This is a genomic window from Paraburkholderia jirisanensis (assembly GCF_054782355.1).
Genome location: NZ_BAAGSQ010000026.1, coordinates 622219 through 635606, shown reverse-complemented (window position 1 = coordinate 635606; position 13388 = coordinate 622219). Strand labels below are relative to the sequence as shown.

The 13388-nt window shown below is 63.4% G+C and carries 8 protein-coding genes; 3 read left to right on the top strand and 5 right to left on the bottom strand.

Annotated features, from left to right (window positions below; translation table 11 throughout):
- Positions 1-266 precede the first annotated feature (266 nt).
- Positions 267-3446, top strand: coding sequence for an enterotoxin A family protein (locus ACYVNQ_RS19230; RefSeq protein ID WP_460904151.1), 3180 nt, complete (start codon positions 267-269; stop codon positions 3444-3446).
- A gap of 75 nt (positions 3447-3521) precedes the next feature.
- Here ACYVNQ_RS19230 and ACYVNQ_RS19225 read toward each other — a convergent pair whose 3' ends face one another.
- The 5 genes from ACYVNQ_RS19225 to ACYVNQ_RS19205 form a co-directional block, all read right to left on the bottom strand.
- Positions 3522-5108 (bottom strand): methyl-accepting chemotaxis protein, encoded by a 1587-nt coding sequence (locus ACYVNQ_RS19225; protein ID WP_460904960.1) that lies wholly within the window; start codon positions 5106-5108, stop codon positions 3522-3524.
- Positions 5109-5339: 231 nt separating this feature from the next.
- The gene (locus ACYVNQ_RS19220; RefSeq protein ID WP_460904150.1) at positions 5340-6629 is read right to left on the bottom strand and encodes an MFS transporter; all 1290 of its coding nucleotides are present in this window, start codon (positions 6627-6629) and stop codon (positions 5340-5342) included.
- A gap of 249 nt (positions 6630-6878) precedes the next feature.
- Positions 6879-9920 (bottom strand): FAD-binding and (Fe-S)-binding domain-containing protein, encoded by a 3042-nt coding sequence (locus ACYVNQ_RS19215; RefSeq protein ID WP_460904149.1) that lies wholly within the window; start codon positions 9918-9920, stop codon positions 6879-6881.
- A 39-nt stretch (positions 9921-9959) separates the two neighbouring features.
- Entirely contained in the window at positions 9960-10736 is a 777-nt protein-coding gene (locus ACYVNQ_RS19210; RefSeq protein WP_460904148.1) for a 2-keto-4-pentenoate hydratase, read from the bottom strand.
- Complete coding sequence (locus tag ACYVNQ_RS19205) at positions 10733-11953, bottom strand: pyridoxal-phosphate-dependent aminotransferase family protein (protein WP_460904147.1); 1221 nt, start codon at positions 11951-11953, stop codon at positions 10733-10735. Before ACYVNQ_RS19205 ends, ACYVNQ_RS19210 begins: the two co-directional genes overlap by 4 nt.
- 162 nt (positions 11954-12115) lie before the next feature.
- On the opposite strand from ACYVNQ_RS19205, the gene ACYVNQ_RS19200 reads away from it, so the two are divergent.
- Both ACYVNQ_RS19200 and ACYVNQ_RS19195 read left to right on the top strand, forming a co-directional pair.
- Positions 12116-12856, top strand: a complete 741-nt coding sequence (locus tag ACYVNQ_RS19200) for a GntR family transcriptional regulator (RefSeq protein ID WP_460904146.1) — start codon at positions 12116-12118, stop codon at positions 12854-12856.
- Positions 12857-13045: 189 nt separating this feature from the next.
- The gene (locus tag ACYVNQ_RS19195; RefSeq protein ID WP_460904145.1) at positions 13046-13330 is read left to right on the top strand and encodes a hypothetical protein; all 285 of its coding nucleotides are present in this window, start codon (positions 13046-13048) and stop codon (positions 13328-13330) included.
- The last annotated feature ends 58 nt before the right edge of the window (positions 13331-13388 follow it).

The window sequence follows — 13388 nt, the reverse complement described above, 5'->3', positions numbered from 1 at the left end:
CTGCTGCCGGTTTCGCGCAAGAACCGCTGGACGACCCACCGCTTCGACACCCACACGCACGCGCGCCCGACACGGTTCGGGAACCACCCACAGCGGTTCGACACGAGCACGCATCGCGTGCGGCCGACGAGAGCAGGCGCACCGCAGCTGTACCGACAGCCGCTGTATCGACAGACCCCACGCGCATCGCACGCGGTGGCAACCAGGGCAAACCGGAAGACCAATCGCCATTTCGCGAGCGTGGCGGCGGCGAAGCGCTCAGGCGGATGGCGTTCGCCTACTATCCGTTCGATCAGGCCAACTACTCAGAAAGAATCGCCGACGGTCGTCGTGGCTCCTGTGAAGGCTGGGTACGGGAAGCAGCACGTTTCCTCGACCGCGACCCAACCGTGTTCCCGTCTTTGCTCCAGGCCGTGTACGAAATGGAAACCGCGGCAAACACGCGCTCCACCAACACCGCACACGATCTGTTCGGCCGCATCGGAGCATTCCAGCAAAGCTCGACCTCGCTGGGATTTCGCCGCTATTCGGCAGACGGTGCACCCGTTGCGTACCAGAACCCGTTGCGAGGCACGGGCGAAACACCTGGCGTCGCGGTCACGCGCGTGCTCACGGTCCACCGGATGCTCACCGACCTGACGACGCGCCTCAGACAAGGAGACATCGCGCATATTCGTCTCGATGCGGGTCCGGTTGCGGGTCAAAGCCGACGCGTCGGACATGCGTTGCTGATAGAGCGAATGCTGGACAACCGCTACGCGTTGTTCGATCCGAACAACGGGGTGTTCGTCTTTGCCAACCCGATGAGAATGTACGACGGGCTCCGGCAGTACATCGAAGACGCCTTTGTCAGCGAAGGGCATCAGTTGACGCCCGATCAGATCCAGTTCTACAGCTTGTCGAGCCCAGGCAGCGCCGTTCCGCAACCCGGTTCGGCGCAATGGATACAGCCTGCGGATAACCGGGAAGAGCCGATACCGGCCGATCCGTTACCCGCATCGGCAACACGTGAAGCGTATCAGGTCTCGTCGGATGCGGCGAACCGTCTGTCGCGCGAAGCAATCGCCGCTGCTGCAGGCGGCTCGAACCCGCCCATTGCCGGTCCCGGGCTACCGATGTACGCGTTGAACGAAATCGCACAAGGCAGCTCCCCCGATCTCACACACGCAACCAGGCGCACCTGGCGCCAGTTCACCGACCCGATCGACAGGATAATCGCGCGCTTCGACATGACGGCCCTTCAGCAGGCCAACGAACATGGGCTGGTCGGTGAGCTGGACGGTTATTTGCGGCGCGACGGCATTGAGAACGCCGCTTCGGCAGACCGCCTGGTTCAGGACCTCGAGCGCGCCTTCAGCCGGCCGCATCGTGGCGACGTCGCACAGATTGGCTATCGGACCGACTTCGCGGTCGTCAGCCTCGGTTTTCGCCAGGCCCCGGACGATGCCGGCCTCGCCGCCGGCGAAACTCGCGCGAGCGCTGCCGAGTCTCACGCGGTGATCGTGCAGCGCCTGCAACGAACCACCGATTTCAGGACCGACCAGTACGAAATTTACGACCCGGACGTAGGTGTATTCCGATACGACAACTTTGCTGAGATGGCGTCCGCATGGCGCGGCATATTCGGCTATGGCTATGCGGATTTTGGCGGCGTCAACCGGGCCAGCACGAGTTATTACCTGAACACTGCCGCTTCAGGCAACAGTCCTGCGCCTGCCCCAGACAGCTCCGCGGAACGCACCGCGTCAGGCGGCATCGAACTGGGCGCCGTCGAACGGCTGCTCGGCAACACCGAGGTACTACCGCATTTCGCACCGCCAACCGCGCCCGCGCCATTGCCGCTGTTCCCTGAAGCAGACGACACGCGGCACGACGAAGTTCGCCGTGCGTCAAACGCCGACCATAGCCGACAACCGCCGTGTACGTTTCGGCCGTCGACCGTCAGTCCAGCGGACCTGAAAAAATCCAGTGGTTTTAGTTGCGAACGCACGAAACTCGCCAACATCAATCTGCAATTGCACAACGCCGACGTGGCCGCACATCCGTATCTGATCGACAGTGCCGGCTATCTCGGCACATTCCGTAGCGAACAGACTGCGCTCAATCGCCTACCCCGCGTGTCGCCCGAGCGCGACTGCTTCGTCTACTTCGTCGCGCCGACCCCGAACATGGTGGACGTCAACGACACGCTCGGCAGGTACTCGAAAGGCCAGGCCAATGACGAGATCGCGGCAATGGGCCGCCTCGAATACGCGCAGATTCGCGGCTGGAGCGTCGTCAGGAACGGCGTGCCTGGCCCCTATGTTGCGAACCCCGACTACCGGTGGGACATCTTCGACCAGACCTCGACGTCCGGAGCACAGCCTCAACTCGCGCGCTTTCCTATCGATAGCGATGTATGGCAGGCGCCTTCCTTTGCACCGTACGTACTGAATCCGTCCGGCCCGGTTCCGACTCGCGCATTCAGAACCGGGCCAAATTTCTCACACGCGCTGTTCTACGATCACGCATGGCAGAAGGTGCGCGATATCGCGAGCCGCCAACGGGCCAATCTCGACTACCGTGGGTTAATGAAGCTGCAGGCTTATAGCGCGTACGACTGGTCGCAAACGCAAATCTATCTGAACGGCCAGAACGACGTCTACGTGAACACGATGTACGCGCCGTCTGCACAAGCGAAGGACAACAAGCATTTCTTCGTACTGTCCGACGCCGGCCGCCTTCATGTTGCAGACGCCCCCAACAAGGTCCTGCGGGTAGACAGCAATGGCTATGTCTATGCAGGACCGCCGCCCACAGACAATGCAACGCTTAACGGCATATTCGAATATGTCCGCGGACATCTGGTGCATCAGGAAGACGGCAAATACCTGACAACCGGCTTGTCGTCGTATACACCGTTCGTGGACTACGATCGCGGGCCGCGAAGTCAATGGAGTTTCAAGAAGGCCGACGGCACCAACGTAGCGCCGCCCCGCGTCAATACACATACTTTCAGAAGCAGATCCGTGGGCAGCGCAAAACAGCTCTATGCGTTCTACACAGACCCGGATAGTGCACTGCCGCGCTCGGCGACACACTTCGTTACCGCGATACCAGGGGGCTCCATCGATCAACGCTTTCTCGACTACCTGCCGCGCTTCGCCCCTGCCGAAATGCGCAAAACCGCAGATTGGCTGCGCGCGCACAACGCGGCATGGCTATTCAAAGATGGCTTCTATGCCGTATCCGAAGCGCCCGGAACACTGGAGGTCCGCACGCTCGGCGGCACATCGGCGGTTCGGGCCGAGCGCCTGTCGCCGGACGCTGGCCAGGCGCACTTCACTCGCACGATCGCTACCTCGAACTATCGGGTGCCGGACGAGACATGGGAACTCGTGCGCAAATACGAGCAGCGCCGGGCATCGACGTTAGGCGCCTTGCAAAACCATGCGCCGCCCGCGTAGCGTCATCCCGGCACTGGGTATGTGTGCCAACGCCGGGTCAGACACAGCGCAACCGCGTACCCACCGTGCAGCCTCTCAATGCAGCGCCGGCACGTTCGCACGCGTGCCGCCCAGTTCGAAAATCGCCACCGCTGCATTCAACCGGTGCGCCTGCTCTTCCAGCGCACCGGCTGCCGCCGCGGCCTGTTCGACCAACGCCGCATTCTGTTGCGTCACCTGGTCCATCTGCGCGATCGCGACATTGATCTGACCGATGCCCGCGCTCTGCTCCGAAGACGCGGTTTCGATCTCGTTCATGATTGCGCTGACGCGCGAGATCGCGTCGAGAATCTCACGCATCGTGTCGCCCGAACGCGACACCAGCGCCGAACCCGCCTCGATGCGTCCAGTCGACGCGCCGATCAGATCCTTGATCTCCTTGGCCGCCGATGCGCTGCGCTGCGCGAGCGAACGCACTTCGCTCGCTACCACCGCGAAGCCGCGGCCGTTCTCGCCGGCGCGCGCCGCTTCGACCGCCGCGTTCAGCGCCAGAATGTTGGTCTGAAACGCGATGCCTTCGATCACACCGACGATGTCGCCCACCTTGTGGGAATCGGTGACGATATGCGCCATCGCGCCCACTACATCGCGCGTCAGTTCGCCGCCCTGGCTCGCAAGCGACGACGCCCCGGTGGCCAGCGAACTGGCGAGCTTCGCGCTGTCGGCCGTCTGCTTGAGCGTCGCACTCAACTGTTCGATGCTTGCGACTGTCTGTTCGAGCGACGCGGCCTGCTCTTCGGTGCGCTGCGACAGGTTTGCGTTGCCCGCTGCAATTTCGCTGACGCCCGTATGAATCGACTGCACACCGCTGCGCACGTCGCCGACGGTCGCGATCAGCGCTTCCTGCATGCGCTTCAATGCGGCAGTGAGCACGCCCATTTCGTTGCTGCTGGCCACCACGATCTGGCCGCCCAGATCGCCCGCGGCGATCCGCTCGAAATGCGCGACTGCCGCGTCGGCGGGTTTGACGATGGCGCGCGCCAGCACGAAGCGCATCAGCCATGCGAGTGCGAGTGCCGCCACGAGACCAGCCGCGACCAGCGTCGTGACCAGCGAGAACTGCTGCTGTGCGGTGCGGTAACGGTCCTCGCCCTGATCCATTTGCACTTTCTCGACGGCGAGCATCGCCTTTTCGAATGCGCTGTACAGCGACGGCAGCTTGTATGCCTGAATCTGCAGGAAGGTGTCTTTGTCGCCGCCGCGCAACGCTGCAAGTGCGGGTTCCACGCCTTGCTTCAACAACGTGTTGCGCGCGTCCTGCATCTGCTGGATCAGCGTGCGCGCCGCGTCGCTGTCTACCGCGACGGCAAGAAATTTCGCCAGCTTGTCGTTGGAGATTTCGAGGTATTTGTCCGAACGCTTCAGCACCGCGTCGGCACCTTTGGCATCGTGCAGGTCATTCAGCGACGAGTAGGTGGCAAGTGCAAGACGCAAACGCAGCAGTTGTCCTGCGCTGTTTTCCAGATTCGCGACCGCCGGCGTATCGACTGTGTAGGTTTGTTGAAGTGCGTGGTTCTCAGCGCGCAGCGCGGCAAGTCCGATCGCCGCGCCGATCATCAGCGTAACGGCGAATGCGACCACCATTAGCGTCAGGCATGTTCTTATCGACAGATTTCTTCGCATGGTCATCCGATGTATACGATCGATGCCGCGTACTCCGTAGTCGTCTCCGCGCGGCATACCAGCGTGTCATCGGCACGCTTACAATAAACTTTAGCGAAGTTTCAGTGCCTGAATGCGCAAGGCACGCCACTCGACACTCCACTCGTATGCTGTCCGAATAACGATGCGGGCCTCGGTGGACCCGCATCGGTCTTGAAGCATTCGTCCTGCTCAAGATCTGGGAAATTCGGCTTAGACGAACTTGCGCGCGTCGGCCGCTTCCGCTTCGCTCGGCTCGACGCCGAGCACGCGGTCAGGCCGCATCGTGAACGACAGCAGGATGCCAAGCGCCATCAGCACCATCGACACCGTGAACGGCAGGTTCCAGTTGCCGGTGCGATCGATCATCCAGCCGCCAACCACTGGGCTGATGATCGCCGCCAGCGCCGACCCCGAGTTCATGATGCCGCTCGCCGTGCCCGCATGTTTCGGTGCGATGTCCATCGGCACGGCCCACATCGGCCCGATCGTCATTTCGTTGAAGAAGAAACCGCCGGACAGGCAAACCGCGGCCAGCGTGATCGACATGTTCGACACCAGCATGATCGGTGCGAGCGACAGCAGGGTCAAAAACATGCAGACGCCCACCATCACGTTACGCGCAAGACGCACGTTGCCGCTCTTGCGCAGAATGCGGTCGGTGATCGAGCCGCCGAACCAGTCGCCGAGCACACCGGCGAAGAACACACCGGAAGCGAACAGCGCCGATTTGCCGAGCTGCATGTGATAGTTATGCAGGAAGTACTGCGGAATCCAGCCGAGGAACAGCCACAGCACCCAGCCGTAGCAGAAATACACGGCCGTGACGGGCGCCATGCGGCCGAGCAGTGCTCGCCACGGCACCGGCACGCGCTGCTTGACGCCGCTATACGAAGAGAGCGTCGCGCATTCGGTATCGGTGATACGCGGATGCTCGCGCGGGTTGTCGCGGAAGTACCAGATCCACACGACCGCCCAGAAGAAACTGATGATACCGATGATGATGAACGAGCCGCGCCAGTTGGTGGCAAGCATCAGCCAGACGATCAGCGGCGGCGCTACTGCATTGCCAATACGCGATGCGGCGTGCGTGATGCCTTGCGCGAAGCCCCGCTGGTCGGCGCGCATCCAGTTCGACATCGCGCGCGTGGCGGTCGGGAAGGTGGCGCCTTCGCCGAGACCGAGCAGCACACGGGCGAGGATCATCGAAGCGAAGCCGCCGGCGAGACCGGTCAGGATAGTTGCACCGGCCCAGATCACCGCGCACACGCCAAGCGTGCGGCGCGGCCCGAAACGATCGCCAACCCAGCCGCCGATGATCTGGAAGATCAGGTACGGATACGCAAACGCGGAAAACACAAAGCCGACCTGCGTATGATTCAAGCCCAGTTCCGCGCCGAACTGGCTCGCGGCCGTGCTGACGTTGACCCGGTCGATATAGGTGATGAAATACATCGCGCATAGAAGCAATAGCACGCGCGTCGTGGCTCGACGGAACATCATCCTCTCCTTGATAGTGTGTGCGCAGCCCCGGCACGCGACGTGCCATAACGGGCTGCGGTGAAACCGACTGCTCAGGCGGACTGCGCCGGCGCGCTGGCGCGCGGCGTGTGATGCGGCGGAATGCTACGAGCTGCTAGGAGCTGCCGATGCGGGAATAACGCGTGCGTGTCATGACTGTGTCTCCATTGCGCGGTTTATCTAGGTGTATCCGCTGTGTGTGTGGGTGCAGCGATGTTACAAGTGCGGGATTCAGTTGTCCTGCAGCGCCGCGGCCAGCACCCGTGCGACATGCATCGCTTCGGTATTGGCGCCATCGGCGATCTGATGGCGGCAGCTCGTGCCGTCGGCGACGACGATCGCGTCGCCTGCCTTGCGTACCGCGGGCAGCAGCGACAGTTCCGCCATTGCGCGCGATGCCGCATAGTGCTCTGCTTCATAGCCGAAGCTGCCGGCCATGCCGCAACACGACGATTCGACCGCTTCGACCTGCAGTTGTGGAATCCAGCCGAGCACGGTCTGCACCGGGCGCATCGCATCGAATGCCTTCTGATGACAATGGCCGTGCAGCAGCGCCTTGCCTGAAGCGAGCGGCTTGAGCGCGAGCGTCAGGCGGCCGGCTTCTTTCTCGCGCACGAGGAATTCCTCGAACAGGAACGATGCGCTTGCCAGCCGCTCGGCCGCTGCGCCATAGCCGTAGCCGAGAAACTCGTCACGCAGCGACAGCAGACACGACGGCTCCAGGCCGACGATCGCGACGCCGCGCTCGACATACGGCAGCAACGCATCGAGCGCGCGGCGCGCCTCCGCTTTCGCTTCGTCGACGAGGCCTGCGGCGAGGAAGGTACGGCCGCAGCAGAGCGGCCGTTCGCCGCGCTGCACGTTGAAATGCACCGTATAGCCCGCCGCTTCGAGCACGCGCTGCGCGGCGCGCGCGTTGTCGGGCTCCATGTAGTTGTTGAATGTGTCGACGAACAGCAGCACTTCCTTGGTGCCCGCTGCTGCTTGCGCCTTTGCGTTCGTTGCGAGGTTACCTTGAGCGGCGGACAGGAAAGGTTTCTTGAAACGCGGGAACGAGCGCTCAGGCGCGAGGCCGAGCCGCGTCTTGACCCAGCGCGCAAGTCCCGGCATCCGTTCCAGCGAGCCGGCCAGCGCCGGCATGCTGCTCGCGTAGCGTGCATAGCGCGGCAGATAGGCAATCATCCGTTCGCGCAGCGTCGTGCCGTGCCGTGCGTTCCATGCTGCGCGCGCTTCGATCTTGACGCGCGCCATGTCGACACCGGTCGGGCAGTCGCGCTTGCAGCCCTTGCACGACACGCACAGGTCCAGCACGTCCTTCACGTCGCGGCTCGCGAGACCATCGTCGCCAAGTTGCCCGGACATCGCCAGACGCAGCGTGTTGGCGCGGCCGCGCGTCACGTGCTGCTCGTCTTTGGTCACGCGGTAGCTCGGACACATCGTGCCCGCGTCGAACTTGCGGCAATGGCCGTTGTTGTTGCACATCTCGACCGCTTTCGCGAGCCCGCTTGCGCGATCGCTGCCGGAACCGCGCGCGCTTTCGACGCCCGTCAGCGGATCGCGCGTCACGTTCCATGCGGACCAGTCGAGCTGCGGCTGCCATTCCCGCTCGCGATACGTCGGCGGAAAACGGAAGTTGCTGGTGTCGTCCATCTTTGGCGGATTGACGATGCGGTCCGGGCTCATCCGGTTGTCCGGATCGAATAGCGCCTTGATGTCGCGAAACGCCTGATTGATGCGCGGGCCGTATTGCCACGCAACCCATTCGCCGCGACACAGGCCATCGCCGTGTTCGCCCGAATACGCCCCTTTATATTCGCGCACCAGCGCCGCGGCCTGCTCGGCGATCGCACGCATTTTCTGCGCGCCGTCGCGGCGCATGTCGAGAATCGGCCGCACATGCAGCGTGCCGACGCTCGCATGCGCGTACCACGTGCCTTCGGTGCCGTTCTGATGGAACACTTCGGTCAGGCGGCTCGTGTATTCGGCCAGATGCTCGAGCGGCACCGCGCAATCTTCGATGAACGACACCGGCTTGCCGTCGCCCTTCATGCTCATCATGATGTTCAGGCCGGCTTTGCGCACTTCCCACAAGGCCTTTTGCGCGGCGGCGTCCGGCATTTCAACCACCGAGCCGGGCAGGCCGAGGTCCGCCATCAGTTCGACTAGCTGAGCAAGCTTCGCGAGCTGCACGTCTTTATTCTCGCCGGCGAATTCGACCAGCAGCACCGCTTGCGGCTCGCCGACCAGCGCCTTTTCGACCACCGGCCGAAATGCCGGGTTCGACATCGCGAGATCGATCATCGTGCGGTCGACCAGTTCGACTGCGACCGGGCCGAGCTTCACGATGTGCTGCGTCATGTCCATCGCGCCGTAGAACGTCGGGAAGTTCACCACGCCGAGCGTTTTGTGCGCGGGCAGCGGCGACAGTTTCAGCGTCAGCGTGCGGCTGAAGCCGAGCGTACCCTCCGAACCCACCAGCAGATGCGCGAGATTCGGCTCGCCGTCCGCGGAAAACGGCAGCGGGCTCTGGCAATCGAACAGGTCGAGGTTGTAGCCGGCCACACGCCGCAGCACCTTCGGAATATGCTCGCGCATTTCGTCCTGCTCGCGCTGCGCGATCTTGCGGATGTCTTCGACCAGCGCGCGCGTGCGCGCATCGGCGGTCATCTTCGACAATGCTGTAAAACGTGCCTCGTGGCCGTCGGCGAGCACCGCGTCGATCGCTTCGACGTTGTGCACCATGATGCCGTATTCCATCGAGCGCGAGCCGCACGAGTTGTTGCCCGCCATGCCGCCGATCGTGCACTGCGCGCTAGTCGATACGTCTACCGGAAACCACAGGCCGTGTGGCTTCAGCCATGCATTCAGGTGATCGAGCACGATGCCCGGCTCGACCGTGATGGTGCGTGCGTCCTTGTCGAAGTGGACCACGTTGTTCAGCCACTTGCTGGTATCGATCACCAGCGCTTCGCCGATCGTCTGCCCGCATTGGCTGGTACCCGCGCCGCGCGCGAGCACGGGCGCCTTGGCATCGCGTGCGATATCGAGCGCGAGCGTCAGGTCCGCCTGATCCTTCGGCACCACCACACCGAGCGGCACGATCTGATAGATCGACGCATCGGTCGCGTAGCGGCCGCGCGCCGCGCGATCGAACAGCACGTCGCCCTTCAGCTCGGCGGCAAGACGCGCAGCCAGCGGCGTCGGTTGCGCACGCGCCGCGGCAGGCATCAGATGGATCGGCTTGACGAGTGCTTCGGGGCGAGAGTTCAGCATCGGCATCGCAACAGTGGGTAAGTGGGGAGCGGCTTGGGTTCAGCTCAGCGTCAGTTGCAGCGGCGGCAGACCTTCGATCGCGCCATGCACTGCGCCCGCCGTATCGGGAAAGTACATCCCCGTGTATGAGCCCGTGGTCAGCACGGTGCCCGGCTCGAACGTCACGCCGCGCGACGTGCCGTGATTGATCAGCCAGACCAGCAGCCGGCGCGGATCGCCGGCCGGGTTCGAAGGCTTGCCGTCGAACACCTGCGCGCCGTCGAACGTGAAGTGCAGCGACGGCGCTTCAAACGGAAAACGGCCGTCGTACGGCACGCCATCGCCGACGATCAGCGCACCATGATTTTGCAAGTCCGCGAGCTGCCACAGCTTGTCGACATTGGGCCACGCGCTGTAGCGGCTCGACACGATTTCGACGGCCGCATGCACGGATTCGATCGCGTCGAGCACCTGTTGCTCTGTGTATGGCGCATCCGCCGGCGCGAAACGGCGCCCGAGCGAGAACGCGATTTCCAGTTCGAGCCCGGCCTTGCCGAATTCGCGCCGCGCGAGTTGCGCGCCGCTGCGATGCACGCACGAAGCCGGCAGCGGCGAGCCTTGCGCCGGACCGTCCGGCGATTTGGCGCCGACCTTCCAGCCGGCCGCTGCTTCCTGCATCAGATCGAGCGTCGCGAACTGCACTGCGTACGCTTCGTCCTGGTTCGCGGGCTGTAAGTCTTCTGGCAGCGTGTCGAGCATCACGTGTTGCGTGCGCGCGTTCAGGATCAGCTGCGCGAGCGCCGCGCCCGGTGCATGCATCGGCAAACGCGACGTCATGCGGCCGCCTTCAATGCGGGCTTCGCGACATGACTCGTCAGATAGTCCATCGCCGCCGTCACGCCGCTCGCCTTCAGCGATACGCCAGCCAGTTTCAGGCCCATTTCGCAGCCGGACAGCGTCGCCATCAGCGTCAGGTCGTTGCATTCGCCGAGGTGGCCGATGCGGAACATGCGGCCCTTCGCCTTGCCGAGCCCCGTGCCGAGCGACATGTCGAAGTGTTCGTAGATCAGCTTGCGCACCGCATCGGCATCGACGCCTTCGGGCATCATCACGCCGGTCAGCACCGGCGAATACACGGCCGGGTCCGCACATTGAATCTCGAGGCCCCACGCGCTGACCGCCGCGCGGCACGCAGCCGCCAGCCGCTGATGCCGGGCGAACACCTGCTCGAGCCCCTCGCCAAGAATCATGTCGAGCGATTCGGACAGCGCGTACAGCAGGTTCGTGTTCGGCGTGTACGGCCAGTAGCCCTGCTTGTTCATCTCGACGATTTCGGTCCAGTTCCAGAACGCGCGCGGCAGCTTTGCGCTCTCGTTCGCCTTCAGCGCCTTGGGCGACAACGCATTGAAGCTGATGCCCGGCGGCAGCATCAAACCCTTTTGCGAGCCGGAGACCGTCACGTCGACGCCCCATTCATCGTGCCGGTAATCGGCCGAAGCCAGACCCGAAATCGAATCGACCATCAGCAGCGCCGGGTGGCCTGCCGCATCGATCGCGCGGCGCACTGCGGCGATATCCGACGTGACACCCGTCGAGGTTTCGTTGTGCACCACGCACACCGCCTTGATCGTATGGCCCGCGTCCGCACGCAGCCGCGCTTCGATCATGTCGGCCTGCACGCCGCGGCGCCAACCTTCCGCGCCCGGCAAACCGAGAAACTCGGGCTTCAGGCCGAGGGCCTCGGCCATCTTCTTCCACAGCGTCGCGAAGTGGCCGGTCTCGTACATCAGCAGCGCGTCGCCGGGGCTCAGCGTATTGCACAACGCCGCTTCCCACGCGCCGGTACCCGACGCCGGATAAATCACCACCGGCTGCGACGTCTTGAAGATCTTGCGAATGCCGTCGAGCACCTTCAGACCGAGCACGCCGAACTCGGGGCCACGGTGATCGATGGTCGGATAGCTCATCGCCCGCAGGATGCGATCCGGCACCGGGCTTGGCCCGGGGATCTGCAGAAAGTGGCGGCCGGCGGGATGGAAGTCGAGTTTCAGCATGGGCGCATCCTCGGTTTGGAATTTTGCATGCAAAATACTCTAGCGCACGTCGCCCGTCGATCAAAGCGAAAATCGGCCTTTTTCGCCAGGTAGAAACCCGATGACGTCTTTTACAGCCCGCCTGCGCTAAAATTGCCGCGATCCCGGATCTTGAGGTCTTGCATGCAAAATGCTGACATGCCGAAAGGCATGCTTCCCCCGTCCTTGCCCAAGGTCGAGCGGCAGCGCCTGCACGACACAGTCGTCGACCACCTGCGCGGCTTTATCGTCGAGGGGCTGCTTGCGCCTGGCATGAAGCTGAACGAGCGTCTGTTGTGCGAGACGCTCGGCATTTCGCGCACGCCATTGCGCGAGGCGCTAAAGGTGCTGGCTGCCGATGGGCTGATCGATATTTCGCCGAATAAAGGCGCCACCGTGTCGCTGATGAGCGAAGCGGAAATTCGCGAGATGTTCGAGCTGATGAGCGGGCTCGAAGCGTTTTCCGGCGAGCTGGCGTGCGAACGCATCACGCCGGTCGAGATCGCCGAGATCAAGGCGCTGCATTACGCGATGCTCGCGTGCCGTGCGCAGAACGACCTGTCCGGCTACTACAGCCGCAACCAGACGATTCACGACAAGATCAACGAAGCGGCGCGCAATTCGGCGCTGCGGCAAACCTATCTGTCGATCAACCGGCGCCTGAAGGCGCTGCGTTTTCGCTCCAATTTCCAGACACCGAAGTGGGATGCCGCGATTCGCGACCACGAGCAGATGATCGAAGCGCTCGAGTCGCGCGATGGTAAGCGCATGAGTGCGATTTTGCGTGCGCACCTGCTGGCCAAGCGCGATGCGGTGCTGGCCGAGCGCACGATGTCGACGGTCAAGCCTGCGGTGCCCGGCGCGTCGCCTTCCGCCGACGAGTGATGGGACGCGGGCTCGTGCGTCGCAGCTGGGAGCAGCGCGTCACACTTGCGGCTTCGTTGAAAGCGCGCAATGTGCGTCTTCAACGGGTGCATCGCCATTAGCAGTCGCCACAGGATCGCGGGCACGCCGCATGCGCGAACTGTAATGCGGGCGCAGCGTCAGAGCGCGCCGGCATTCTGGGAGGCGGCTATGAAGAAATTGACAGCGGTATGGTGTGTTGCTGCGCTTGTCGGCGGCATAAGCACAACGGCGATTGCTCAGACCAACTCGACCGGCGGCGCGGCAGCGGGCTCGAGCGAGCAGGGCGCAGCGCGAGGCATTCAGCCGGGCAAGGCTGCGGGCAGCATGGATCAGATGACGGATCCGGCGAACGCGGGATCCTCTGCGCAAGGCTCGCTGATGCAAAAGCGCGAGCAGGGCATGGCGAAACCGCAAGGCACGGAACAGAACAAGACGGGAGAGATGAAGCAGTAGGCCAGAGATGCAGGCGCCTTGCCGCAGTTGCGGCGGGCTCTGCTTGTGTGCGTCTCAT